This window comes from Pseudomonas sp. Irchel 3E13, from assembly GCF_900187455.1.
GTDB lineage: Bacteria > Pseudomonadota > Gammaproteobacteria > Pseudomonadales > Pseudomonadaceae > Aquipseudomonas.
Map to the genome: position 1 here is coordinate 241,245 of NZ_FYDX01000005.1, position 24,099 is coordinate 265,343.

The window sequence follows — 24,099 nt, forward strand, 5'->3', positions numbered from 1 at the left end:
CATGCTATCACCAGGCACACGCCTTGTTGCACTGGACACATTGGCGGACAATGCCGCCTTTTGCTTGGGCACGCAGGTTGCCGGGAGACAGCATGACAGACCGGGAAGAGCGGCTGCTGGCGCAGGTCCACGATCAATTCGGCACCATCAGTGTGTTCGAGGTCGAGGACTACCGCTTTCTCGAATTCGGCGAAGCGATCGAGCAAAGCTGCGTCTTTACCGCTGACCCGAGCTGGCTGGAATACGACTACACCCGCGCCATGTTCATTGGTGCGCTCTGCCATGAGCTGCCGGAAAGCGCGCTGTTTCTCGGCCTCGGTGCCGGCACGCTGACCCAGGCCTGCCTGAAGTTCCTGCCGCTGGAGGACGTCGAGGCCATCGAACTGCGCCCCGACGTGCCGCGCCTCGCCATCGAATACCTCGGTCTGGATGACGACCCGCGTCTGTATATCCGCGTCGGTGATGCGATGGAACTGCTGCCAACTGCGGAAATGGCTGACCTGATTTTCGTCGACCTCTACACCGACCACGGCCCGGGCGTTGCGCATCTGGCCTGGAGCTTCCTGGAAAACTGTCAGAAACATCTGAATCCGGGCGGCTGGCTGGTGATCAACCAGTGGGCCGGCGATGACGGCAAGCCACTCGGCGCGGCACTCCTGCGCGGGCTCTACCATCGTCATTACTGGGAGCTGCCGGTGAAGGAGGGCAATGTGATCCTGCTGGTGCCGGCCGACCTCGACCAGACCCTTGACCAGGCCGGCCTGCGGGCCCGCGCCGAGGCCCTGGCGCCGCGCCTGGGCTACTCGCTGCAACCGTTGATCGAGGTGATTCGTCCGGCATCCTGAATAAAACGTTTCAGCTATCAGCCCCAGTGTCAGGCACTCCTGGGGCCTTGGAGTTCGGCAAGGCTTGTCGTTCCAAGGCTTGCGCTCGTCGTTTTCCGAAAAAAGGTCTCACGGAGGCGACAAAATCGGGTATAGTGCGCGCCGGTCTTTCAACGGACCTCGTTCAAGTCGTGCAATTCCCGAAGTCAGCTTCGGCTGCGCGTCCGCATCGCGGACTCTTCTTGGACGTTCTTTTATCTTCAATCGTTTTCGCAAATCCCCGCCGACAAAGCTGCCAGGGTGACCTTCGGGTCTTACAAGGCATGTGCAGCTTTGGAGCATGGGTCTTTGCGGATGCACTTAGAGGCAGACCCATGACCCAGGAAATCGGCGGCTTCGCCGCTCTCAATCTTCACCCAAGTATTGTTGCCGCCGTAATCGCTACTGGCTACGAAGAGCCTTCGGCCATTCAGCAACAATCCATCCCGATCATTCTCGCCGGTCATGACATGATCGGCCAGGCGCAGACCGGTACCGGCAAAACCGCCGCTTTCGCTCTGCCCATCCTGAATCGTATCGACCCGAGCAAGCGCGAGCCGCAAGCCCTGATCCTGGCGCCAACCCGTGAGTTGGCGCTGCAAGTAGCCACCGCTTTTGAAACCTACGCCAAGCAGATGCCGGGCGTTACCGTGGTGGCTGTATATGGTGGTGCCCCGATGGGCCCACAACTCAAAGCAATCCGCAACGGCGCGCAAATCGTCGTCGCTACCCCTGGCCGTCTGTGCGACCACCTGCGTCGCGACGAGAAAGTCCTGGCTACCGTGAACCACCTGGTTCTCGACGAAGCCGACGAAATGCTGAAACTGGGCTTCATGGATGACCTGGAAGTCATCTTCAAGGCCATGCCGGAAAGCCGTCAGACTGTTCTGTTCTCGGCCACCCTGCCTGCCTCGATCCGTGCCATCGCCGAGCGCCACCTGCGCGAGCCGAAGCACGTCAAGATCCAGACCAAGACCCAGACCGTAACTGCCATCGAGCAGGCTCACCTGATGGTCCACGCCGACCAGAAGGTTTCCGCCGTCCTGCGTCTGCTGGAAGTCGAGGAATTCGACGCGCTGATCGCTTTCGTGCGCACCAAGCAGGCCACCCTGGATCTGGCGAGCGCTCTTGAAGCCAAAGGCTACAAGGCTGCTGCACTGAACGGTGACATCGCCCAGAACCAGCGTGAGCGCGTTATCGACTCGCTCAAGGATGGTCGCCTGGACATCGTCGTCGCTACCGACGTCGCTGCCCGTGGTCTGGACGTACCGCGCATCACTCACGTGTTCAACGTTGACATGCCGTACGACCCGGAATCCTACGTTCACCGTATCGGCCGTACTGGCCGTGCCGGTCGCGAAGGCCGTGCCCTGCTGCTGGTCACTCCACGTGAGCGCCGCATGCTGCAGGTGATCGAGCGTGTTACCGGTCAGAAAGTTGCCGAAGTTCGCCTGCCGAACGGCCAGGCAGTTCTCGATGCCCGCATCAAGAAACTGACCAACAGCCTGGCGCCGCTGGTTGCTGACGCAGAATCGACCCATGGTGATCTGCTGGATCGCCTGACCGCCGATATCGGTTGCAGCCCACGTGCCCTGGCCGCTGCGCTGCTGCGCAAGGCCACCAACGGTCAGGCCCTGACCCTGGAAGCTGTAGAGAAAGAGCAGCCGCTGGTTCCGACCTCCGCTCCGCGCGAGCGTACCGGTGAGCGTTCGGAGCGTGGCGAGCGTGAGCGTCGTGCGCCGATCCCGCTGGGTGAAGGCCGTGCGCGTTGCCGTACCGCTCTGGGTGCTCGCGATGGTATCGCCGCGAAAAACCTGCTGGGCGCGATCCTCAACGAAGGCGGCTTGGCCCGTGAAGCTATCGGTCGCATCCAGGTGCGCGACAGCTTCAGCCTGGTTGAACTGCCGGAAGATGGTCTGGAGCGTCTGCTGACCAAGCTCAAGGACACCCGCGTTGCCGGTAAGCAGTTGAAACTGCGCCGTTATCGCGAAGACTGATCCGCGAGTAAATAAAAAATCCCCGACTGGTTCGGGGATTTTTTTTGCCTGTGAGATGACGGAAGGTTGGGCAAGGTCAATCGAAGCGGTAGATGTCCATTCCCAGCGCACCTAGCGTAAAGCCCTGGTGTTCGATGCCGAATCGTTCACCCGCGGCCCGGGCGAAGTACAACGGCAGCAGGTGCTCATCGCTTGGATGGTTGCGAACGGCGAAGGGCGCCTGGCGCCGATAGTCGAGCAGAGCGGCGCTATCATTGGCTGTCAGTTTTTCCACCATCCAGTCACGAAACGCCAGGGCCCAGGGCGCGGCGCCGTTATCCCTGGCGCGCCAGTCCAGCTCGCCCAGGTTGTGAGTGATGCTGCCGGAGCCGATCAACAACACGCCTTCTTTCCGCAGCGGGGCCAGGGCACGACCCACGCGCTCCTGGAAGACCGGGCCGAGCAGGCTGGGCAGGGAAACCTGCACCACCGGAATATCGGCCGCCGGGTACATCAGCGACAGCGGGACCCAGGCACCGTGGTCGAACGGGCGCTTTGGATCGAGGCCGGTGGGCAGGCCGGCGTCTGCAAGCATCGCGACCAGGCGCTCAGCCAGTACGGGCTCGCCGGGCGCCGGGTACTGCACGGCGTACAGCGCTTGTGGAAAACCACCGAAGTCATGCCAGGTGGCGGGATTTGGGGCGCTGGTCACCCAGAGGTCGTGGCTTTCCCAGTGTGCCGACACCACCACGATGGCTGTTGGCTGAGGTAGTTCGGCAGCCAGTCGGGCCAAGGCCGGGCCGCTTTCGCCCGGTTCCAGGGCCAGCATGGGAGATCCGTGGGAAATGAACAGGCTGGGGAGCATCTCGGAAGTCCTGAGGGTTATGATGGCCACCATCTTCAGGCAGATCATTGATCTAAATCTAATATAAGTTTTCGCAGTATTTGATCGAATTATTCGAGGTCGGCATGCACGCGGATTTTTGGCACAAGCGCTGGGAGCGCAACCAGATCGGTTTCCATCAGGAGCAGGTCAATTCCTATCTGGCGCAGTACTGGTCGTCACTGGGTATCAACGCCGGTGGGCGGGTGCTGGTGCCGCTGTGTGGCAAAAGCCTGGATCTGGCCTGGCTGGCGGGGCAGGGGCTGCGGGTGCTGGGGGTGGAGTTGTCGCAGCGTGCCGTGGAGGACTTTTTTGCCGAGCAGCAACTGGAGCCCGAGTGCTTCGAGCATGGCGCCTTCACTTGCTATCGCAGTGAAGGCATCGAGCTCTGGTGCGGAGACTTTTTCCAGTTGAGCGCCGCCGATGTGGCTGATTGCGTCGGCCTGTACGACCGCGCCGCGCTGATCGCCCTGCCATCGGAGATGCGCGAGCGTTACGCAGCGCATCTGAATGCGATCCTGCCTACAGGCTGTGGGGCTGTGCTGGTGACCATGGATTACGATCAGTCACAACTGGACGGGCCTCCGTTCGCCGTCACCGATGACGAGGTGCGGCGACTGTTCACGCCGCGTTGGCAGATCCTCGCCGAGGACGAGCAGGACATTCTCGGCCAGAGCTGGAAGTTTCTCCAGGCGGGCGTCAGCCGGTTGCTGGAGCGGGTCTACGTCCTGCGAGGCTGAGGCGGGATGAAAAAAGGGCGACCATTGCGGGTCGCCCTTTTTCGTTTCAGTGTCGCTTAGCCGCGACGGCGCAGTGCTTCGATGCGTTCTTCCAGCGGCGGGTGGCTCATCAGCAGGCCAGCCAGGCCCTGCTTCAGGCCGCCGTTGATGCCGAAGGCATTCAAGGTGCTCGGCATCTGCACCGGTATGCCCTGTTCCGAGCGCAGGCGCTGCAGTGCGCTGATCATCGCGCCAGTACCGGCGAGGCGGGCACCTGCGTCGTCGGCGCGGTATTCGCGTTTGCGCGAGAACCACATGACGATGATGCTGGCGAGGATGCCCAGGATCAGTTCGGCAACGATGGTCGCGACATAGTAGGCAATGCCCTGGCCTTCTTCGTTCTTGAAGATAACCTTGTCGACGAAGTTGCCGATGATCCGCGCGAAGAACATCACGAAGGTGTTCACCACGCCCTGCACCAGCGCCATGGTCACCATGTCGCCATTGGCGACGTGGCCGATCTCGTGGGCCAGCACTGCACGGACTTCGTCGCGCGAGAAGCGCTCCAGCAAGCCCTGGCTGACCGCGACCAGCGCGTCGTTGCGGTTCCAGCCGGTAGCGAAGGCGTTGGCCTCGTAGGCCGGGAAGACACCCACCTCCGGCATCTTGATACCGGCATTGCGCGACAGCTCCTCGACGGTCTGCAGCAGCCATTGCTCATGACCGGTGCGCGGCTGGGTGATGATCTGGGTGCCAGTGCTCATCTTCGCCATCCACTTCGAGATGAGCAGCGAGATCAGCGAGCCGGCGAAGCCGAACACCGCACAGAACACCAGCAGTTGATCGAGCTTGAGGTCAACCCCGTTTGCCGCCATGAACCCATTGAAGCCGAACAGGCTCAGGGTGATGCTGGCGACCAACACGACCGCAAGGTTAGTGGCCACAAACAGCAAAATGCGCATCATGGTTGTTACGTTCTCCTGACGGATAGATATGTAGCGTATGCGGGTATATAAGGTGCGCGCCTTTGGGATTCAACCGAGCGACTATTTCAAACTGTGTACATGTCAGGGAGACGGACACACCAATCCAACCCGCGGTCCAGAGCCGCAGGTAGGAAAGGGGGAAGTAATAGGGGAAAGTACCTGCGCCTTTTCAGACACAGGTATGACTGTAGGCTACTGCTGATAAGTCTTCAGGAAATTTCCGATGCGACCGATGGCCTGCTCAAGATCGTCGACGCGCGGCAAGGTCACCACGCGGAAGTGATCCGGCCACGGCCAGTTGAAGGCGGTGCCCTGGACGATCAACAGTTTTTCCGAGAGCAGCAGGTCGAGGGCGAATTTCTCGTCGTTCAGGATCGGACAGACTTTCGGGTCGATCCGCGGGAACGCATAAAGCGCACCCATCGGCTTGACGCAACTGACGCCCGGGATGTCGTTGAGCAGTTCCCAGGTACGGTTGCGCTGTTCCAGCAGGCGGCCTTGCGGCAGGACCAGGTCGTTGATGCTCTGGTAACCGCCAAGGGCGGTCTGGATGGCGTGCTGGGACGGCACGTTGGCGCACAAACGCATGTTGGCCAGGATGTCGAGGCCTTCGATGTAGCTCTGGGCGTGTTGCTTGGGCCCGGAGATGATCAGCCAGCCGGAGCGGAAACCGGCCACGCGATAGGACTTGGACAGGCCGTTGAAGGTCAGGCAGAGCAGGTCAGGCGCCAGGGATGCGCTGCTGATGTGTATGGCTTCGTCGTAGAGGATCTTGTCGTAGATCTCGTCGGAGAACACCACCAGGTTGTGCTGGCGCGCCAGTTCAAGCATGCCCAGCAGCACTTCGCGAGAGTACACGGAGCCGGTGGGGTTGTTCGGGTTGATGATCACCATGGCCTTGGTGTTGGGGGTGATCTTGGCCTTGATGTCTTCCAGGTCAGGGAACCAGTCGGCCTGCTCGTCGCACAGGTAATGCACCGGCCGGCCGCCGGCCAGGCTGACCGCAGCGGTCCACAGCGGGTAGTCCGGGGCCGGGATCAGCACTTCGTCGCCATTGTTGAGCAGGGCCTGCATCGACATCACGATCAGTTCGGAAACGCCGTTGCCGAGGTAGATGTCCTCGATGCCGACACCGTCGATCTGCTTCTGCTGGCAGTACTGCATGACCGCCTTGCGGGCGCTGAACAGGCCTTTGGAGTCGCTGTAGCCCTGGGCGGTCGGCAGATTGCGGATCACATCCTGGAGAATTTCTTCTGGCGCCTCGAAGCCAAAGGGCGCGGGGTTGCCGATATTCAGCTTGAGGATGCGATGGCCTTCCTCTTCCAGTCGCTTGGCGTGCTTGAGCACCGGGCCGCGAATGTCATAGCAGACGTTGGCGAGCTTGTTCGATTTGCTGACCTGCATGATGTGATCCCGTTTGGAAAAGATCGCCGCGCACTGCGCTTTGAAAAGGTTTGAAATGCGAGTAACGCGGGTGCCAGACTGACGCCTGAATTGAGGCGCAATAATACGTGCCACCCGTACAGACGAAAAGAAGCTGCACGGGCTTTTTGATTTGCCGAGGCCTGCACATGCAAAAGTTAGAGAAAACCCTTGAAGAATGGCGTGCGATGCTCGACCCCGATCAGTATCAGGTTTGTCGCCTGAAAGGTACCGAGCGCCCGTTCAGCGGCAAGTACAACGCGACCCGGACCGATGGCGTCTACCATTGCATCTGCTGCCAGGCCCCACTGTTCGATTCCAAGGCAAAATTCGACTCCGGCTGTGGCTGGCCGAGCTTCTACGAGCCGATCGAAGACAGCGCGATGATCGAGATACGTGATACCTCCCACGGGATGATCCGTACCGAAGTCACCTGTGCCCAGTGTGATGCCCATTTGGGTCATGTATTCCCCGACGGACCGCCACCCACCGGACTGCGTTACTGCATCAACTCGGTGTGCCTGGACCTGGTACCGCGCTGAAAACGCGTTCATTCAATTAAGGAGCGATGTGAATGGCTGGTGAATTGCTGAATATCCCCTGCACCACCATCAAGGGTGAGCAGAAGACCCTGGCGGACTTTCCCGCCAAGGCGGTGTTGGTCGTCAATACCGCCAGCCAATGCGGTTTCACACCCCAGTACAAGGGGCTCGAAGCGCTTTGGCAACACTATCGCGAGCAGGGCCTGGTGGTGCTGGGTTTCCCTTGCAATCAGTTCGGCAAGCAGGAGCCGGGTGACGAGACGGCCATTTCGCAGTTCTGCGAGCTGAACTTCGGGGTCAGCTTCCCGCTGTTCAGGAAGGTCGACGTCAATGGCGCCGATGCCCATCCGCTGTTCGTCGAGTTGAAAAAGCGCGCGCCTGGCCTGTTGGGTTCGAAGGGGATCAAGTGGAACTTCACCAAGTTCCTCCTCGATCCGCGAACCGGCACCGTCTCCCGTTATTCGCCCACCACCAAGCCTGATGCCCTGAGCGCCGATATCGAGGCGCTGCTCAAATAATGACCGGCGGCACCCAATGGTCGATCACGGCCAGCAGTTCCTCGCGGCGGAACGGCTTCGCCAGATAGTCGTTCATCCCCGCCGCCCGGCAGCGCTCGCGCTCTTCGGGCATGGCGTTGGCTGTGAGGGCCACGATCGGCAGGTTCGGCCAGCGTCCGCTCTGGCGGATGCGTCGGCTGGCTTCGTAGCCATCCATCACCGGCATGTTGCAGTCCATCAGTACCAGATCAAAACTCCCGTTTTCCAATTGCTCCAGGGCGTCGGCGCCGTGTGCGGCGACGCTCACTTCGCAGCCGAGCTTGCCCAGCATGCCCTTGGCCACCAGTTGGTTGACCGGGTTGTCCTCGACCAGCAGGATCCGTGCCCGGCGCACGCTGGCAGGTTTTTCGGCTTGTTTGGTGGGGGCGCCTTCATCGACGCGCGAAAGCACCCGGCGCAGTGCCTGATACAACGCGCTCCGGGCCAGGGGACGGGCCTGTTGCTGTAGCGGGGCGAGGCTGGTGGCCTGGTCGCCGGGCAGGAAATTGCCGTAGGCAGTGATCAGCAGGATTGGCGCCTTGAGGGCCGGGCGCAGGCTCATCAGGCTGTCCAGATCGTCGGTAATCAGCAGGTCCGGGTTGCTGTCGCCAAGCTCGTCGATACGATCGTGCCGCTGATAATTCACGCCCCAGCGCGGCAGCAGGGTTTGCAGCAACTCGGCCAGCCCGCTGTTGGCGCTGCTGAGGGCGATCACGTTGCCGTGGAGGCGCTCGTAGGTGACGGCGCCGGTATGGCTCGGCAGTGGCAGTTCGGCGCTGAACTGGCTGCCGAAACCGCTTTCGGAACTGATGCTCAGGCGTCCCTGCATGGCTTCGCAGAGGTTGTTGGTCAGGGTCAGGCCCAGGCCTGTGCCGCCGTATTGGCGGGTAATTCCGGCGGCGGCCTGGATGAAGGGCTGGAAAATCCTGGTCTGGGCTTCCGGGGCGATGCCGATGCCGGTGTCACAGACATCGATGCGCACGCCGCCATTGTAGGTGCTCAGGCGCACATCCACCCGTCCGAAGCGGGTGAACTTGAGGGCGTTGGACAGCAGGTTGCTGACGATCTGCCTGACCCGGGTCGGGTCGCCGAGCACCATGGCGGGGAATGTCGGGTCGATCAGGCACGTCAGTTCGACGTTGGGCGCGGTGTTTTGCGACAGCAGGTTAGCGGTGTCTTCCACCAGGGCGCCGAGGTCGAAGGGGATTCGCTCCAGTTCAAGCTGGCCGGCGTCGAACTTGGACAGATCAAGAATATCGTTGAGCAACTCCACCAGCACCTTGCCCGAATCATGGGCGATGGCCAGTTGTTGACGTTGTTCGGCGTTGAGCGGGCTGTCCAGCGACAGCGCGATCATGCCGAGCAGGCCGTTCAGCGGTGTGCGGATTTCATGGCTCATATTGGCCAGGAAGGCGGCGCGGGCCTGGGCCATGTCCAGCGCGCGTCGTCGCGCGTCTTCCAGTTCCTCATTGGACTGGCTCAGGCGCGTGTTGCTGGCCTTCAGTTCGTCGGTGCGGGCGGAAACAATGTTTTCCAGCTCATTGAGGTATTCGGTCAGGCGGTTCTCGGCATTGCGCCGCTGCTTGATCTCGGTGGCCATGGTGACGAACTGCTGGTTGGCGACCTTGACCAGCACGCCGATCTCATCATGCTCATGGCCGACGGGGAAGGGCAGCTTGCCCTGGTTGGGGTCGTGCGGGTCACTGCTGCTCAGGGAACTGATCACCCGCACCAAGGGTTTGGTCAGCATCATATAGAAGAGCGCGAGGAGAATGCCGGTCAGCACCAGGCTGCGCACGAAGCCGTTGAGCAGCGTCACTTCGGCCCGTTTGAGGAAGCGGCTGCCGAAGGCGAAGGTGTCGACATCCAGGTACAGCGTGCCGAGGTATTCGTCCGGCATGTGGCTGAGATACAGGCGATTCTTGAACTGGCGGTTGTTGCCAAACAGGAAGTCGCTGAAAACGCGGTAAGCGCTTTCCTGGCGAGGGCGCTGCATGTCGGCGAGGACCGTGTCGTTGTTGTCGACCAGTTGGGCGCGGATGATGGCGGGCGATTGCAGCAGGCCGAGGGTCAGCTCCTGGGCCAGCTCGGCGTCGATGTTGTAGGCGATGCGCGAAGCGGTGTTGTGGCTGATATCCAGCAATGCCTGCATCTCGCGGTTGATGGAGGCGTCTTCGCTGGCATAATCGATCCCGATCTGGATGAAACTGAGCAATGTCCCCAGGATGAAGCCGACGAGGACTGTCAACCGGGCTTGCTTGTACGACAGGCGATTGGTGAACTTGATATCCATGGTCCCGAGCCAGTTCCACATTCCATGCGCTGCGCAAGCATAGCCGATCAACCCCGGCTGCTGGCATGTACTGTCGCACATTCAGCTTGCTCCTTTTCGCCTGAATATGACTTGAGGAATTCTCGTGGACCCTCGTTTGACCGCATTTCTCGAACGTGCCGAAAGTGTCCTGGCCCGCCTCGAACCGCTGTTGCCGGCGCTGCGCCCGGAAATCGACTGGAGCCGCTGCCTGGCGGCGCGTTGGCAGCGCGATGGGCGCAGCGGTTACCTGTCGCCGCTGGAAGTGAGCCTGGACATTCGGTTGTCTGACCTGATCGGGGTCGATCAGCAGCGCGACCAGCTCGGGCGCAACACCCGCCAGTTTCTCGATGGCGTGCCCGCCAACCACGCGCTGCTGTGGGGCTCGCGCGGCACCGGTAAATCCTCGTTGGTCCGTGCGCTGCTGGCCGAGCACGCCGACGCCGGTTTGCGTCTGATCGAGATCGAGCGTGATCACCTCGCGGACCTGCCGCGGGTGGTGGAGCAATTGCACACGTTGCCGCAGCGTTTCGTGCTGTTCTGCGACGACCTGTCGTTCGAGGCCGGCGAGGGCGATTACCGGGTGCTCAAGAGCGTGCTGGACGGCTCGCTCGAACAGGCCCCGGATAATGTGGTGCTGTACGCCACCTCCAACCGCCGGCACCTGGTGCCGGAGAAACAGAGCGACAACGAAAACTGGAAGATGGTGGATGGCGAACTGCACCCCAGCGAGGCGGTAGAAGACAAGATCGCCTTGTCTGACCGTTTCGGCCTGTGGTTGTCGTTCTATCCGTTTACCCAGGAGCATTTCCTCAATGTGGTCGAGCACTGGATCCGCGAACTGGCCAAGGGGCCGGGTCTGGTCTGGGCGCGCGACGAGGACCTGGAAAAGGCCGCAATTCGCTGGGCAACCGGTCGCGGTAATCGAAATGGCCGCTGTGCCTACCAGTTCGCCCGCTACTGGGTCGGACTCAAACTGCTGGAGCAACACAAATGATCGACTTGAATGCGGCGGGAGCGGGGCTTGGCGGCTACGCGCTGCTGGCGGCGCAACTGGAAGCCTTGCTCTCGGGCGAGCGTGACTTCATCGCCAATGCCGCACAGTTTTCCGCCTTCCTCTATAACCAGGTCGATGACCTGAACTGGGCGGGCTTCTACCTCAATCGCGATGGCGAACTGGTGCTGGGGCCTTTCCAGGGTCAGGTCGCCTGTGTGCGAATCGCTTTCGGCCGGGGTGTGTGCGGCGCCGCCGCTGCCAGTCTGCAGACCCAACGGGTCGAGGATGTCCATGCGTTTCCTGGGCACATCGCTTGCGACAGTGCCTCGAACAGTGAGTTGGTGATTCCTCTGGTCAAGGACGGACGCCTGATTGGCGTGCTGGATCTGGACAGTCCGAAGCTCGCACGCTTTACCGTCGAGGATCAGGCGGGGCTGGAGCATCTGGCGGGGATTTTCCTGCAGGCGACCGATTGCTGATTGGCGATTGGCGGAGACAGAAGAGGGGCCATTGCGGCCCCTCTTTCTTTGTATCTGATGTTCTCAGTCGTAGATGACTTTCTTCTTCCAGTTTTCTTCTTCGTCCGTCTTCAGGCCTTCGGTCAGTGCGTTGACGTCGCTCTCGGTCGGCTCGATGGTGTCCAGCACCATGGCATTGGCGCGGGCCAGAAGCTTTTCCATGTATTCCAGTTGTTCGCGGTACTGCGCGGGCTCCGGCTGCTTGCGCAGGTATTGCACGCCGCGTTCGAAAGCGAGGCGGGCGTGCCCGGGCTGGTTTTGCTGCAAGGCGGCCTGACCCAGGTTATTGAAGAACTCGATATGCAGCTTGACCAGGATGTGGCGGATTTCCTTGACCCAGTACTTGGCTTCGTTGGTGGCCAGGAAGCCTTCCTGGCAGGCACGGACGACCTGGCTGTGCAGAGCTTCCAGAAGGAAGCGGATATCCTTGGCGCGGGCTTCGGTCTGGATCGGGCCGGGCGGGTTGCTGACCGGCAGCGATTCGCCCTGGGCGATCAGGGCTTCCAGCTCGGCGATACGGCTCTGGATATTGCTGTTGTGCTTGTCCAGCGACAGTTGGCGCTGGTTGAGGTTGAGTTCAAGGCGAGTCAGCAGCAGCTTGAGCGCCGGCGTCATCAACTGGCCCGGGAACGTTTCGGTGATCTCGCCACAACGCCGCAAGCGTTCGGCCAGCTCGACTTTCAGTCGCGCCCGCTCCAGCTTGTTGTTCTCGACTACGTTATTCAGATAGCCGATCACGATGAGTAAGGCGATACCCGCCACGATAAGCAGGGTAATCAATAGTGGTGTCACCGTTCACGCCTCGTCAGTCAGGGTTACCGATTGAGTGTAGTGGCTTCCCTATTGCCCGGATAGAGCAGTTTGGCGGAAGCTGGAGGAGGATTGATGGCAATTTGCCCTGTGTCACACTTGGGCAATTGTTTTACCGTCCTTTCCTCTATCGGCAGGGACGGCTGGAAGAATAGGGCGGGCGGCTTGCCCGGGCGGTCCTAAACACGGCGAAGTCATTGATTTAAATAAATTTCTAATTGGGGGTTGACGACCTTTCAAAGCATCCCTAGAATGCGCGCCACTTGCAGCGTAAAGCACACAGCGAAACGCGGCAGGGAGTGAAGTTGTAGCGTGTCCCCTTCGTCTAGTGGCCTAGGACACCGCCCTTTCACGGCGGTAACAGGGGTTCGAGTCCCCTAGGGGACGCCAATGCGGGAATAGCTCAGTTGGTAGAGCACGACCTTGCCAAGGTCGGGGTCGCGAGTTCGAGTCTCGTTTCCCGCTCCAGTTTACAAAGGCGTTGCTTAACGGCAGGGCTTGTAAAGAAATCCAGGGTTCAATCTTCAGGATTAAACTCTGGTCACTGAAACATGCGATGCATGTTTTGGGCAGAGTCCCCTTCGTCTAGTGGCCTAGGACACCGCCCTTTCACGGCGGTAACAGGGGTTCGAGTCCCCTAGGGGACGCCAATATGCGGGAATAGCTCAGTTGGTAGAGCACGACCTTGCCAAGGTCGGGGTCGCGAGTTCGAGTCTCGTTTCCCGCTCCAAATATGGTGCTACAGGATTCAATCGAGTCCTGTAGCCAAGAAAAAAGGACCTTCGGGTCCTTTTTTCGTTTCTGCGGAAAAATCCATTCACGTCTAGCGGGCCCGAAAGCGGGCTTCGTCGTTGTGCGCCATCAAACATTCAGGCAAAAAAAACGCCGCTTCAATGAGCGGCGTCTTTATCAGTGCTTGCTGTCGTTGAGCGACATGCTCAGCAGTTGTTTTTCCTGGTTCCAGTCAAACGGCTCTTCATTCTGTTCGGCATCGTAGCGGCGTTCTTCCAGGGCCTGGTACAGGTCCAGTTCGTCGTCCGGCATGAAATGCAGGCAATCACCGCCAAAGAACCACAACAGGTCGCGCGGTACCAGGTGGGCGATCTGTGGATAACGTTGAATGACCTGGCACATCAGGTCCTGGCCCAGGTACTGGCTTTCCAGCGGATCGTGGGGCAGTTGCTCCAGCAGATCGTCGAAGCGTTCGAGGAACAGGCCGTGACTTTCCTCCGGCACTTGTTCGGCTTCGCCCAGGGCGACGAGGATGCTGCGCAGGTGGTTGAGCAGGGCGAGATGGTAGTCCAGGTGTGCATTGGCCATGCTGGCGATCCTCTAAAGCAAAAACGGGCGCGGGAGTATACGGCTCCCGACGCCCGATGTCCCGGTCGGATTGTGCTCAGCGCACCTTGCCTTCGACAGGCAACAATTCCTCCTTGGTGAAGGCATCGACGTCGATGACGCGTCTGCGTGCGGTTTCGGCGGCGTGCAACTGACTGGCTTGTTCGGCATCAATGACGCCCGCTCGCACGGCCGCGTCGATCAACGGTTCGCCGGCCTCCACGGTCAGTTCGCCATTTTTCAGGGCGTGGCGTAACTGTTTGTGCAATGCGGCGCTGTCGGCAAGCAGTTGGCTGGCGTGCTGCAGGGCACCGACCGGATCCTGCGCATCGGTCGGGCGATAACAGCCGGCGAGCAAGGCTTCCAGGGCCGGATCGCCGGCGGCGCGGCCGATCAGTGCGGCGATTTCCGCGTCCAGTTCATCGCTGGGGCCGGTATGGCGCCGGCCGAAGGGGAACACGATCAGCCGCAAGGCGCCGCCGAGCAGGCGACTCGGGAAGTTATCAAGCAGGCGGTCCAGAGCTTTCTCCGCCTGGCCGAGGCTTTCTTCCATGGCCCAGCGCAGCAGCGGTTGCAGGTGTTCCGGTGAATTCAGGTCGTGATAACGCTTGAGCGCCGCCGAACTCAGGTACAGATGACTGAGGACATCGCCCAGTCGTGCGGACAACCGTTCACGCCGCTTCAGCTCGCCGCCCAGCAGCATCATGCACAGATCCGCCAGCAGGGCGAAGGCCGCGGCCTGGCGATTGAGTGCGCGGAAATAGCCCTGGCTCAGAGCGTCACCCGGCGCTTTTTCAAAATGCCCCAGCCCAAGCCCGAGCACCAGCGTGCTGGCAGCATTGCCCACGGCGAAACCGATATGCCGCAGCAGCAAGGTGTCGAATTCCTTGAGCGCCTGCTCATGGTCTTCCCGTCCCGCCAGCGCCATTTCCTTGAGAACGAACGGATGGCAGCGAATTGCACCCTGGCCGAAGATCATCAGGTTGCGCGAGAGAATGTTCGCGCCTTCGACCGTGATGAAGATCGGCGCGCCTTGCCAACTGCGCCCCAGGTAATTGTTCGGGCCCATGATGATGCCCTTGCCGCCATGGATATCCATGGCGTGCTGGATGCATTCGCGACCGCGCTCGGTCAGGTGGTACTTGAGGATCGCCGAGAGTACCGACGGTTTCTCGCCAAGGTCCACGGCCTTGGCGGTCAGAATTCGCGCGCTGTCCATCAGCCAGGCATTGCCGCCGATACGTGCGAGGGATTCCTGGATGCCTTCGAAGGCTGCCAGCGGCACGTTGAACTGTTCACGAATCTGCGCGTATTGGCCGCTGACCAGGCTGGTGAATTTGGCTGCACCGGTGCCTACCGCCGGCAGGGAAATCGAGCGTCCCACCGACAGGCAGTTCATCAGCATCATCCAGCCTTTGCCGAGCATGTCCTGGCCGCCAATCAGGAAGTCCAGCGGCACGAACACGTCCTTGCCGGCGTTGGGGCCGTTCATGAATGCCGCGCCCAGCGGGTGGTGACGCTTGCCGATGTCGACACCGGGCGTGTCGGTCGGAATCAGCGCCAGGCTGATTCCCAGCTCTTCCTTGTCACTCAACAGATGGTCAGGGTCATAAGCCTTGAAGGCGAGGCCCAGCAGAGTTGCGACCGGTCCGAGGGTGATGTAGCGCTTTTCCCAGTTCAGGCGCAGACCCAGGACTTCCTGCCCTTGCCACTGTCCTTTGCAAATGATGCCGGTGTCGGGCATGGCACCGGCATCGGACCCGGCGAGGGGACCCGTGAGGGCGAAGCAGGGGATTTCCTCGCCACGGGCGAGGCGGGGCAGGTAGTGGTTACGTTGCTCATCGGTGCCGTAGTGCAGCAGCAATTCTGCGGGGCCGAGGGAGTTGGGCACCATCACGGTGGAGGCGAGGTCGCCGCTGCGGGTGGCCAGTTTCATTGCTACCTGCGAGTGGGCGTAGGCGGAAAAGCCCTTCCCACCGTACTCCTTGGGAATGATCAGGGCGAAGAAGCCATGTGCCTTGATATGCGCCCAGGCTTCAGCGGGCAGGTCCATGTCCTGGCCGATCTGCCAGTCGCTGACCATGGCGCAGAGTTCTTCGGTGGGGCCGTCGATGAATGCCTGTTCCTCGGCGCTCAGTTCGGCCTTTGGATAACTCAGCAGCGTGTTCCAGTCCGGGCGACCGCTGAACAGTTCGCCGTCCCACCACACGGTGCCGGCGTCGATCGCTTCGCGCTCGGTGGTCGACATGGGCGGCAGGGTGCGCTGGAACCAGTTGAACATCGGCGCGGTAAACAGCTTGCGGCGCAGGTCCGGGAGCAGCAGAGGCGCGGCGATAGCGGCCACCACCAGCAGGAGCAGGACGGTCAGCCAGCCAGGCGCCCGCGAAAAGATACCCATCGCCAGCACGTAGGCCGCGATGAGCGCCAGGGCCGGCAACGCCGGTGTCCGTCGGTGCGCCAGCCAGGCCGAGCCCAGCACGAGCACCACTAACCACAACAGCAACATAGTCTTTCCTCCTGGAAACCTTGCACGTGTCAGTACGTCCCACAGAGCGTAGCCGGCCTCTGCCGAACGGCATTGTCTGAACAGTGACAGGTTGTTGGCGGTGGAGTTCGCCGGGACTGCTCGGCGATTGCCTGGGCGTCACGCTGGAGTAGACTGGGCGTCCCTTGCAGATATCAGGATGTCGTCATGCTCAAGATCTGGGGCCGGAAGAATTCCAGCAACGTCAGGAAAGTATTGTGGTGCGCACAGGAACTGGGGCTGGATTTCCAGTCTGTGGACGCCGGTGGTGCGTTCGGGCAGGTCAATGAACCGCACTATCGCGCACTCAACCCCAATGGTCTGGTGCCGATGATCGAAGATGATGGCCTGGTGCTCTGGGAGTCCAATGCCATCGTGCGGTATCTGGGTGCGAAACATGCACCGGGCACCGCCTGGTATCCGGAGGATCCGGTCGAGCGCGCCAAGGCCGACAAGTGGATGGACTGGACCACGTCGTCGCTGGCGACGCCATTTCGCCCATTGTTCTGGGGCATCCTGCGTACGCCGGAAGACCAGCGTGACTGGGTGGCGATCAATGCCGCGCACAAGACCTGCGCGCAACTGCTGTCGATTGCCGACGAGACATTGGCGTCGCAACCCTTCCTTTCCGGCCAAGAGCCGGGCATGGGGGATATCCCCCTGGGCTGCTTCGCCTACGCCTGGTTCGAGATGCCCATCGAGCGGCCGGAGATGCGTCACCTGCGCGCCTGGTACGAGCGCCTGCGCGAGCGTCCGGCCTACCAGGCGGCGGTCATGACCGCGCTGACCTGAAAGCTTCGCTCAATGCGATAGTTATTATCGATAGGCTTGACTGTACTTGTGTGGCCGGGGCTTGCACCATGGCCCGCATTAATGCGACGGGTGCGCCCGTTCGCCGCCTGACTCACGAACAATTCCAACGGTGCAAAAAACCGCTATGAGTTCTGCTCTGTCCATTCGGCAGCTAACCAAGACCTACGGCAACGGCTTCCAGGCCCTCAAGGGCATTGATCTGGACGTCGCCGAAGGTGACTTCTTCGCGTTGCTCGGCCCCAACGGCGCCGGCAAATCCACAACCATCGGCATTCTCTCGACCCTGGTGAACAAGACCAGCGGCAGCGTCAGTGTCTTCGGTCACGACCTGGACCGCCAGCCCGCCGCGCTCAAGCGCAGCATCGGCGTGGTGCCCCAGGAGTTCAACTTCAACCAGTTCGAAAAGACCTTCGACATCGTCGTCACCCAGGCCGGCTACTACGGTATTCCGCCGAAGGTGGCCAACGAGCGCGCCGAGCAATATCTGACGCAACTGGGGCTGTGGGACAAGCGCGATGTGCCGTCGCGCTCGCTGTCGGGTGGCATGAAGCGCCGGTTGATGATCGCCCGCGCGCTGATCCATCAGCCTCGTCTGCTGATCCTCGACGAGCCGACTGCGGGTGTGGATATCGAGCTGCGCCGTTCGATGTGGGGCTTCCTCACCGAACTGAACCAGCAGGGCATCACCATCATCCTGACCACGCACTACCTGGAAGAGGCTGAACAGTTGTGTCGCAACATCGGCATCATCGATCACGGCACCATTGTCGAAAACACCAGCATGCGCCAGCTGCTGGGCAAGCTGCATGTCGAAACCTTCGTGCTCGACCTGAAGCATGACCTGGCGCAGACGCCACAATTGGCCGGTTATCCCTGCCGCCTGATCAATCCGCACACCCTGGAAGTCCAGGTCGACAAGGAAGTGGGCATCACCGCGCTGTTCGGCCAACTGGCCTTGCAGAACATCGAAGTGATCAGCCTGCGCAACAAGACCAATCGTCTCGAGGAGTTGTTCGTGTCCCTGGTTGAAAAGAATCTCTCCAAGGTGGCGATATGAGCTCGGAACTGCGCGCCAATCTGGTCGCCCTCAACACCATCGTTTACCGCGAAGTACGTCGGTTCACCCGGATCTGGCCGCAGACCCTGCTGCCGCCGGCGATCACCATGGTTCTGTACTTCGTCATCTTCGGTAACCTTATCGGCCGGCAGATCGGTGACATGGGTGGCTTCACCTACATGGAGTACATCGTGCCGGGGCTGATCATGATGTCGGTGATCACCAACTCCTACGGCAACGTGGTGTCGAGCTTCTTCGGCAGCAAGTTCCAGCGCTCCATCGAAGAGCTGATGGTTTCGCCGGTCTCTCCGCACACCATTCTGATCGGCTACACCCTTGGCGGCGTGCTGCGCGGGCTGGCGGTGGGGGTGATCGTGACCTTGCTGTCGCTGTTCTTCACCCATCTGCAGGTGCATCACCTGGGGGTGACGGTGCTGGTGGTGTTGTTGACCGCGACGATCTTCTCGCTGCTGGGCTTCATCAACGCGGTCTTTGCGCGCAACTTCGACGATATCTCGATTATTCCGACATTCGTCCTGACGCCCCTGACCTACCTTGGCGGGGTGTTCTATTCGATCAACCTGCTGCCGCCGTTCTGGCAGACCGTGTCGATGGCCAACCCGGTGCTGCACATGGTCAACTCGTTCCGCTACGGCATTCTCGGCGTGTCCGATATCCGTATCGGCGTTGCCATCACCTTCATGCTGGTCGCCACCGCGGTGCTGTATTTCGGGTGTGTTCGCCTACTGATCAGCGGACGTGGAATGCGCAGCTGATTTCGCCTTGCGCCGGCGCCACTGCCGGCCTACCCACCAGCGCCAGTAGAGCATGGTCAGGCAGTAGGCCAGGGCGCCGAGCAGCACGCCGCACACTACCGAACCGAGAAGGAAGGGTTGCCACAATGTGGATAACTGGTCGGTGATCCATTCGAAGGTGATTTCTTCCGGCAGCGTGCGGGCCGGAATCTGCATCAACCAGGCGCCCATCTGATAGGTGCAATAGAACACCGGCGGCATGGTGATCGGATTGGTCAGCCAGACCAGGCTGACGGCGATCGGCATGTTGCCGCGCACCAGGATCGACAGGCTGGCAGCCAGCAACATCTGCATCGGAATCGGAATGAAGGCGGCGAAAATACCAACTGCCATGGCCCGGGCCACCGAATGACGATTGAGGTGCCAGAGGTTGGCGTCATGCAGCAGCCGACCGAGGAATCGTAAGGACTTGTGTTCCCGGATGCTCGTCGGATCGGGCATGTAGCGTTTGAAAAGTCGACGCGGCATGTGGGGTCTCGGCGGTCGGAAGTGGGCAAGTATGCACGTATTACAAGTAGTGACTATTCAGACTTTGTGACAATTAATAAGTGAGCGTTGGTCCGTGTTGATCTAAGCCTGCGGAGGGGTTTTGTTCAATCGGAGTGCAAATGACGCGCACAGGGATGTTGTCGCTCGCGCTCGGGCTGTTGTGCCTGAGATTCATGCCGGAGCTGCCGTCCGTCGGTTGGCTGGCCATCTTCGCGTTGCTGGGGCTGGTTTGCCTCTGGCGGCGCACCTTCCCGTTGGCGTTTTTCCTGCTTGGCCTGTGTTGGGCTTGTCTGTGCGCCCAGAGCGCGCTGAATGATCGTCTGTCGCGAGATCTGGATGGCCGCACGCTATGGCTCGAAGGGCAGGTGGTCGGGCTGCCGGAGCAGGGCGAGCGTGGTGTCCGTTTCGAGTTGGCCGAGGCGCAATCCCGCCGCGCCGAGCTACCGCATCTGCTGCGTTTGAGCTGGCCGGAGGGGCCGCCGGTCAGGAGTGGTGAGCGCTGGCGCCTGGCGGTGAGTCTCAAAAGCCCACACGGTTTGCTCAATCCTCATGCGACCGATCCGCAGGCGGTGTTGCTGGCCAGACGCATCGGCGCGCTGGGGACGGTCAAGGCCGGCGAGCGGCTGGGGCTTGCCAGTGCGGCGTGGCGTGATGGCATTCGCCAGCGCCTGCTGGCGGTTGATGCCGATGGCCGCGAACGCGCACTGATTGCGTTGGTGCTCGGTGACGGCGCAGGGCTTGAGCGGGAGGACTGGAAGACCTTGCAGGCCACCGGCACGGTCCATCTGTTGGTGATTTCCGGGCAGCATATCGGCTTGCTCGCGGGGCTGGTCTACGCGCTGGTCAGTGGTTTGGCGCGACTGGGCTGGTGGCCGCGGCGCCTGCCGTGGTTGCCGTGGGCCTGCGGGCTGGCCTTCGCCGCTGCGCTCGGCTATGGCTTGCTGGCCGGTTTCCAGGTGCCCGTGCAGCGGGCCTGCATCATGCTCGCGGTGGTGCTGGCGTGGCGCTTGCGCTACCGGCACCTTGGCATCGCCTGGCCGTTGCTGATTGCCCTCAATGGCGTGCTGTTGTTCGAACCCCTCGCCAGTTTGTTGCCCGGTTTCTGGTTGTCGTTCGCGGCGGTGGCGGTGCTGTTGCTGATTTTCAGCGGCCGCCTCGGTGCCTGGTCGGCGTGGCTGGCCTGGGGGCGGGCGCAGTGGTTTATCGCGATTGGATTGCTGCCGGTGTTGCTTGCGCTTGGGCTGCCGGTCAGCCTCAGCGCGCCGCTGGCCAATCTGTTCGCGGTGCCGTGGCTCAGTATCCTGGTGTTGCCGCTGGCACTGCTGGGTACGCTGTTTCTGCCGCTGCCAATCATTGGCGAAAGCCTGCTCTGGCTGGCCGGTGCACTGCTCAACATCCTGTTCGATCTGCTCGCTTGGCTGGCCGCCTGGCAACCGGCCTGGATCGCCCCGCAATTACCGCTGTGGAGCTGGCTCCTGGTGGCTGTCGGGGCGTTTTTGTTGCTGCTGCCCAGCGGGCTGCCGATGCGTGTGCTTGGTTGGCCGTTGCTCTTGCTGGCCGGTTTCACTCCACGTGAGGGGATTCCCGAAGGGCAGGTGGAGGTCTGGCAACTGGATGTCGGACAGGGGCAAGCTTACGTCTTGCGCACCCGTCAGCACGCAATGCTCTTTGATGCAGGCCCGACGCGGGCCGAGGTGGACCTTGGCGAATTGGTGGTGCTGCCGACCCTGCACAAGCTGGGAGTGAAGGACCTGGACCTGATCGTGCTCAGTCACGCCCATGCTGACCACGCCGGTGGCGCGCTCGCGGTGCAGCGTGGCTTGCCGGTGCGCAGGGTGCTCGGTGGCGAACCGGACGAGATGGCCGAAGCGCTGCAGGCCGAACCGTGCAGCAGCGCAGAGCAATGGGAGTGGGATGGCGTGCGGTTTTCACTTTGGCAGTGGACGCAGGCCACTGACAGCAACCAGCATTCCTGCACCCTTCGCGTTGAGGCCAGCGGTGAAAGTTTGCTGTTGGCCGGCGATATTGACCGTCATGCCGAGCAGGCGTGGCTGGAGGGATTTCAGGCCGGCCCGGTGGACTGGCTGCAGTCGCCACATCACGGCAGCAAGAGTTCTTCCAGCTCGCGCTTCCTCAGAACCCTGGCGCCTCGCGGCGTGCTGATCTCTCGCGGACGTCACAACGGTTTCGGTCATCCCGCGCCGCTGGTCATGGCTCGGTACGCGGCCTTGGGCATCGCTACCTACGACAGCGCGCTGCTGGGTGCGGTACGCCTGCGCCTGGGCAGTTTCGGCGCGCCCCATGGCCTGCGCGAGCAGCGCCGTTTCTGGCGCGAACCGACGTGACAGTCTTCGGCAGCCACGGCCCCCTATGGTAGAGTGCAGAACTTTTTCCGAGGGGGTCCTTAAAGTGTGGGAATTGGTCAAGTCTGGTGGTTGGATGATGCTGCCGATCATTCTGAGTTCCATCGCTGCCATGGCTATCGTTGCCGAACGCCTGTGGACCCTGCGCGCCAGTCGCGTCACGCCGCCACACCTGCTGGGGCAGGTCTGGCGCTGGATCAAGGACAAGCAGCTCAACACTGAAAAGCTCAAGGCGCTGCGTGCCGATTCGCCGTTGGGCGAGATCCTCGCCGCAGGCCTGGCCAACTCCCGTCATGGTCGCGAGATCATGAAAGAGTGCATTGAGGAGGCTGCTGCCCGGGTCATCCATGAGCTGGAGCGCTACATCAACGCCCTCGGCACCATCGCCGCGATGGCGCCGTTGCTGGGTCTGCTCGGCACCGTGCTGGGCATGATCGATATCTTCAGTTCGTTCATGGGCTCCGGCATGACCACCAATGCCGCAGTTCTCGCTGGCGGTATCTCCAAGGCACTGATCACCACGGCTGCGGGCCTGATGGTCGGTATTCCTGCGGTGTTCTTCCACCGTTTCCTGCAGCGCCGGATCGATGAACTGGTGGTCGGGATGGAGCAGGAAGCGATCAAGCTGGTCGAGGTGGTGCAGGGCGACCGTGACGTTGATCTGGCTGCCGGGAGCAAGGCGTGAAATTTCGGCGCAAGCAACGCGAGAACGTTGATATCAACCTGGCTTCGTTGATCGATGTGGTCTTCATCCTGTTGCTGTTCTTCGTCGTGACTACCACCTTCACCCGCGAAACCCAGTTGCGCGTGGAGCTGCCAGAGGCCGCGAGCGGTGCGCCGGTGCCGGACTCCGAGCAGAAGCTGGTGGAAATCACCATCAGCGCCGAAGGCGTTTATTCGGTGAACAACCACCTGCTGCCCAAGAGCGACCTGGCAACCCTGACCGAAGCGCTGCAAAAAGAAGCGGGTGGTGACACCAAGTTGCCGCTGGCGATCAGCGCCGATGGCAAGACACCGCACCAGGCCGTGGTGACTGCAATGGACGCGGCCGGCAAGCTCGGCTTCAGCCACCTGCGCATGACCACGGTCGAGGCTGCGCCGGGGACGCCCTGATGGCTTTCGCCGATCGCCTGCTGGAGGCCTGGTATAAAGGCCATCCACTGCTTGCGCTGTTGTCCCCGCTGGAAGCGCTATACCGCAAGGTGGTGCGCGGCAAGCGCGAGCGTTTTCTGGCGGGGCAGGGTGATATCTACCGCGCGCCCGTGCCGGTGCTGGTGGTGGGCAACATCACCGTAGGCGGCACCGGCAAGACCCCGCTGATTCTCTTTCTGATCGAGCATTGTCGCCAGCGCGGCCTGCGCGTTGGCGTCGTCAGCCGTGGCTACGGCGCCACGCCGCCACAGTTGCCCTGGCGGGTACGCGCCGACCAGCCGGCCAGTCAGGCCGGTGACGAGCCGCTGTTGATCGTCCAGCGCAGCGGTGTACCGCTGATGATCGACCCGGACCGTTCGCAAGCGGTGCGTGCGCTGCTTGAGGCCGAGCCGCTGGACCTGATTCTCTGCGACGACGGCCTGCAGCACTATCGCCTGGCTCGCGACCTGGAACTGGTGCTGATCGATGCTGCCCGCGGTCTCGGTAATCGCCGTTGTCTGCCTGCGGGACCATTGCGTGAACCGGTCGAGCGTCTGCAAGAGGTCGATGCGCTGCTCTACAACGGGGCTGCGGCAGATCGCGAAGACGGTTTCGCGTTCACTCTCCAGCCCACCGCGCTGGTCAACCTGAGCAGCGGCGAGCGCCGCCCGCTGGATCACTTCCCCGCTGGCCAGGCGTTGCATGCCGTGGCTGGCATCGGTAACCCGCAACGTTTCTTCAATACCTTGCAGGGACTAAACTGGCAGCCTGTGCCGCATCCCTTCGCCGATCACGCCGCCTTCAGCCCGGAAGCCCTGAGCTTCAGTCCGACGCTGCCGGTGGTGATGACCGAGAAGGATGCTGTGAAATGCCGCAGTTTCGCCGCGCCGGACTGGTGGTACCTTGCCGTCGACGCACAGCCGTCGCCGGCTTTCGTGCGTTGGCTCGATGAGCAACTGACGCGCCTGCTGCCGGCCCGGCAGCCCTGATTCTTTTCTGTTTCCGG

At 61.6% G+C, this 24,099-nt stretch carries 20 protein-coding genes, 4 tRNA genes and 2 pseudogenes; 18 read left to right on the forward strand and 8 right to left on the reverse strand.

The genetic code is table 11. The features are described from left to right. Window positions 1–92 precede the first annotated feature (92 nt). On the forward strand, window positions 93–845 hold the full coding sequence (locus tag CKW37_RS10225) for a spermidine synthase (RefSeq protein WP_095155584.1): 753 nt from the start codon (window positions 93–95) through the stop codon (window positions 843–845). A gap of 319 nt (window positions 846–1,164) precedes the next feature. Beyond that, a pseudogene (locus CKW37_RS10230) lies at window positions 1,165–2,860 on the forward strand (DEAD/DEAH box helicase). Window positions 2,861–2,936: 76 nt separating this feature from the next. Here the strand turns inward: CKW37_RS10230 and CKW37_RS10235 are convergent. Further along, window positions 2,937–3,704, reverse strand: a complete 768-nt coding sequence (locus CKW37_RS10235) for a class III extradiol ring-cleavage dioxygenase (RefSeq protein ID WP_095155586.1) — start codon at window positions 3,702–3,704, stop codon at window positions 2,937–2,939. Between the two features lie 104 nt (window positions 3,705–3,808). On the opposite strand from CKW37_RS10235, the gene CKW37_RS10240 reads away from it, so the two are divergent. Beyond that, window positions 3,809–4,462 (forward strand): thiopurine S-methyltransferase, encoded by a 654-nt coding sequence (locus CKW37_RS10240; RefSeq protein ID WP_095155724.1) that lies wholly within the window; start codon window positions 3,809–3,811, stop codon window positions 4,460–4,462. A gap of 56 nt (window positions 4,463–4,518) precedes the next feature. On the opposite strand, the gene htpX is transcribed toward CKW37_RS10240, so the two are convergent. Then, complete coding sequence (htpX, locus tag CKW37_RS10245; RefSeq protein ID WP_095155587.1) at window positions 4,519–5,406, reverse strand: protease HtpX; 888 nt, start codon at window positions 5,404–5,406, stop codon at window positions 4,519–4,521. 213 nt (window positions 5,407–5,619) lie between these two features. Then, the gene (locus CKW37_RS10250; RefSeq protein WP_095155588.1) at window positions 5,620–6,831 is read right to left on the reverse strand and encodes a pyridoxal phosphate-dependent aminotransferase; all 1,212 of its coding nucleotides are present in this window, start codon (window positions 6,829–6,831) and stop codon (window positions 5,620–5,622) included. 167 nt (window positions 6,832–6,998) lie between these two features. Between CKW37_RS10250 and msrB the strand changes: the two genes are divergently transcribed. After that, window positions 6,999–7,391 (forward strand): peptide-methionine (R)-S-oxide reductase MsrB, encoded by a 393-nt coding sequence (gene msrB / locus CKW37_RS10255; protein ID WP_095155589.1) that lies wholly within the window; start codon window positions 6,999–7,001, stop codon window positions 7,389–7,391. A 32-nt stretch (window positions 7,392–7,423) separates the two neighbouring features. Continuing rightward, complete coding sequence (locus CKW37_RS10260) at window positions 7,424–7,909, forward strand: glutathione peroxidase (RefSeq protein ID WP_095155590.1); 486 nt, start codon at window positions 7,424–7,426, stop codon at window positions 7,907–7,909. Here the strand turns inward: CKW37_RS10260 and CKW37_RS10265 are convergent. Beyond that, window positions 7,902–10,261 (reverse strand): annotated as a pseudogene (locus CKW37_RS10265) (response regulator). The gene CKW37_RS10260 and the pseudogene CKW37_RS10265 sit on opposite strands and share 8 nt — an antisense overlap. Window positions 10,262–10,344: 83 nt before the next feature. Between CKW37_RS10265 and CKW37_RS10270 the strand changes: the two are divergent. Then, window positions 10,345–11,235 carry an ATP-binding protein gene (locus CKW37_RS10270; protein ID WP_095155592.1) on the forward strand — a complete coding sequence of 297 codons (891 nt, stop codon included), beginning with the start codon at window positions 10,345–10,347 and terminating at the stop codon, window positions 11,233–11,235. Next, entirely contained in the window at window positions 11,232–11,714 is a 483-nt protein-coding gene (locus tag CKW37_RS10275) for a GAF domain-containing protein (RefSeq protein WP_095155593.1), read from the forward strand. The genes CKW37_RS10270 and CKW37_RS10275 overlap by 4 nt, the downstream gene beginning before the upstream one ends. A 63-nt stretch (window positions 11,715–11,777) precedes the next feature. Here CKW37_RS10275 and CKW37_RS10280 read toward each other — a convergent pair whose 3' ends face one another. Next, entirely contained in the window at window positions 11,778–12,545 is a 768-nt protein-coding gene (locus tag CKW37_RS10280; RefSeq protein WP_095155594.1) for a hypothetical protein, read from the reverse strand. A 332-nt stretch (window positions 12,546–12,877) separates the two neighbouring features. Between CKW37_RS10280 and CKW37_RS10285 the strand changes: the two genes are divergently transcribed. The 4 genes from CKW37_RS10285 (at window position 12,878) to CKW37_RS10300 (ending at window position 13,293) form a co-directional block, all read left to right on the forward strand. Beyond that, window positions 12,878–12,953 (forward strand) — tRNA-Glu (locus tag CKW37_RS10285). A 2-nt stretch (window positions 12,954–12,955) separates the two neighbouring features. Then, a tRNA-Gly gene (locus tag CKW37_RS10290) sits at window positions 12,956–13,031 on the forward strand. 106 nt (window positions 13,032–13,137) lie between these two features. Next, window positions 13,138–13,213 (forward strand) — tRNA-Glu (locus CKW37_RS10295). Between the two features lie 4 nt (window positions 13,214–13,217). After that, window positions 13,218–13,293, forward strand: a tRNA-Gly gene (locus tag CKW37_RS10300). A gap of 179 nt (window positions 13,294–13,472) precedes the next feature. Here CKW37_RS10300 and CKW37_RS10305 read toward each other — a convergent pair. Both CKW37_RS10305 and CKW37_RS10310 read right to left on the reverse strand, forming a co-directional pair. After that, complete coding sequence (locus CKW37_RS10305) at window positions 13,473–13,883, reverse strand: PA2817 family protein (RefSeq protein ID WP_095155595.1); 411 nt, start codon at window positions 13,881–13,883, stop codon at window positions 13,473–13,475. Between the two features lie 76 nt (window positions 13,884–13,959). Continuing rightward, window positions 13,960–16,407 (reverse strand): acyl-CoA dehydrogenase, encoded by a 2,448-nt coding sequence (locus CKW37_RS10310; protein ID WP_095155596.1) that lies wholly within the window; start codon window positions 16,405–16,407, stop codon window positions 13,960–13,962. 186 nt (window positions 16,408–16,593) lie between these two features. On the opposite strand from CKW37_RS10310, the gene CKW37_RS10315 reads away from it, so the two are divergent. The 3 genes from CKW37_RS10315 to CKW37_RS10325 all read left to right on the forward strand — a co-directional run bounded on the left by CKW37_RS10315 (window position 16,594) and on the right by CKW37_RS10325 (window position 19,071). Continuing rightward, complete coding sequence (locus CKW37_RS10315) at window positions 16,594–17,217, forward strand: glutathione S-transferase family protein (protein WP_095155597.1); 624 nt, start codon at window positions 16,594–16,596, stop codon at window positions 17,215–17,217. Window positions 17,218–17,362: 145 nt separating this feature from the next. Next, window positions 17,363–18,295, forward strand: coding sequence for an ABC transporter ATP-binding protein (locus CKW37_RS10320; RefSeq protein WP_095155598.1), 933 nt, complete (start codon window positions 17,363–17,365; stop codon window positions 18,293–18,295). Then, window positions 18,292–19,071 (forward strand): ABC transporter permease, encoded by a 780-nt coding sequence (locus CKW37_RS10325; RefSeq protein ID WP_095155599.1) that lies wholly within the window; start codon window positions 18,292–18,294, stop codon window positions 19,069–19,071. Before CKW37_RS10320 ends, CKW37_RS10325 begins: the two co-directional genes overlap by 4 nt. On the opposite strand, the gene CKW37_RS10330 is transcribed toward CKW37_RS10325, so the two are convergent. Further along, a complete protein-coding gene (locus tag CKW37_RS10330; RefSeq protein ID WP_095155600.1) occupies window positions 19,039–19,578 on the reverse strand; it encodes a DUF2062 domain-containing protein in 540 nt (179 codons plus the stop codon). The two genes, CKW37_RS10325 and CKW37_RS10330, sit on opposite strands and share 33 nt — an antisense overlap. Before the next feature lie 140 nt (window positions 19,579–19,718). Here CKW37_RS10330 and CKW37_RS10335 point away from each other — a divergent pair, with 140 nt between their 5' ends. The 4 genes from CKW37_RS10335 to lpxK all read left to right on the forward strand — a co-directional run bounded on the left by CKW37_RS10335 (window position 19,719) and on the right by lpxK (window position 24,082). After that, window positions 19,719–21,944 (forward strand): DNA internalization-related competence protein ComEC/Rec2, encoded by a 2,226-nt coding sequence (locus CKW37_RS10335; RefSeq protein ID WP_256587723.1) that lies wholly within the window; start codon window positions 19,719–19,721, stop codon window positions 21,942–21,944. Window positions 21,945–22,008: 64 nt separating this feature from the next. Beyond that, on the forward strand, window positions 22,009–22,647 hold the full coding sequence (locus tag CKW37_RS10340; protein WP_175653649.1) for a MotA/TolQ/ExbB proton channel family protein: 639 nt from the start codon (window positions 22,009–22,011) through the stop codon (window positions 22,645–22,647). Then, the gene (locus CKW37_RS10345) at window positions 22,644–23,075 is read left to right on the forward strand and encodes a biopolymer transporter ExbD (protein ID WP_095155603.1); all 432 of its coding nucleotides are present in this window, start codon (window positions 22,644–22,646) and stop codon (window positions 23,073–23,075) included. Before CKW37_RS10340 ends, CKW37_RS10345 begins: the two co-directional genes overlap by 4 nt. Then, window positions 23,075–24,082 (forward strand): tetraacyldisaccharide 4'-kinase, encoded by a 1,008-nt coding sequence (lpxK, locus tag CKW37_RS10350; RefSeq protein ID WP_095155604.1) that lies wholly within the window; start codon window positions 23,075–23,077, stop codon window positions 24,080–24,082. Before CKW37_RS10345 ends, lpxK begins: the two co-directional genes overlap by 1 nt. Window positions 24,083–24,099 lie beyond the last annotated feature (17 nt).

Bases quoted from the DNA above. Each gene is read 5' to 3' on its own strand.
- CKW37_RS10325 (WP_095155599.1), top strand. From the start codon at position 18,292: ATGAGCTCGGAACTGCGCGCCAATCTGGTCGCCCTCAACACCATCGTT.
- lpxK (WP_095155604.1), top strand. From the start codon at position 23,075: ATGGCTTTCGCCGATCGCCTGCTGGAGGCCTGGTATAAAGGCCATCCA.
- CKW37_RS10235 (WP_095155586.1), bottom strand. From the start codon at position 3,704: ATGCTCCCCAGCCTGTTCATTTCCCACGGATCTCCCATGCTGGCCCTG.
- CKW37_RS10330 (WP_095155600.1), bottom strand. From the start codon at position 19,578: ATGCCGCGTCGACTTTTCAAACGCTACATGCCCGATCCGACGAGCATC.
- CKW37_RS10275 (WP_095155593.1), top strand. From the start codon at position 11,232: ATGATCGACTTGAATGCGGCGGGAGCGGGGCTTGGCGGCTACGCGCTG.
- CKW37_RS10250 (WP_095155588.1), bottom strand. From the start codon at position 6,831: ATGCAGGTCAGCAAATCGAACAAGCTCGCCAACGTCTGCTATGACATT.
- CKW37_RS10305 (WP_095155595.1), bottom strand. From the start codon at position 13,883: ATGGCCAATGCACACCTGGACTACCATCTCGCCCTGCTCAACCACCTG.
- CKW37_RS10240 (WP_095155724.1), top strand. From the start codon at position 3,809: ATGCACGCGGATTTTTGGCACAAGCGCTGGGAGCGCAACCAGATCGGT.
- CKW37_RS10310 (WP_095155596.1), bottom strand. From the start codon at position 16,407: ATGTTGCTGTTGTGGTTAGTGGTGCTCGTGCTGGGCTCGGCCTGGCTG.
- CKW37_RS10225 (WP_095155584.1), top strand. From the start codon at position 93: ATGACAGACCGGGAAGAGCGGCTGCTGGCGCAGGTCCACGATCAATTC.
- CKW37_RS10320 (WP_095155598.1), top strand. From the start codon at position 17,363: ATGAGTTCTGCTCTGTCCATTCGGCAGCTAACCAAGACCTACGGCAAC.
- CKW37_RS10335 (WP_256587723.1), top strand. From the start codon at position 19,719: ATGACGCGCACAGGGATGTTGTCGCTCGCGCTCGGGCTGTTGTGCCTG.
- htpX (WP_095155587.1), bottom strand. From the start codon at position 5,406: ATGATGCGCATTTTGCTGTTTGTGGCCACTAACCTTGCGGTCGTGTTG.
- msrB (WP_095155589.1), top strand. From the start codon at position 6,999: ATGCAAAAGTTAGAGAAAACCCTTGAAGAATGGCGTGCGATGCTCGAC.
- CKW37_RS10315 (WP_095155597.1), top strand. From the start codon at position 16,594: ATGCTCAAGATCTGGGGCCGGAAGAATTCCAGCAACGTCAGGAAAGTA.
- CKW37_RS10260 (WP_095155590.1), top strand. From the start codon at position 7,424: ATGGCTGGTGAATTGCTGAATATCCCCTGCACCACCATCAAGGGTGAG.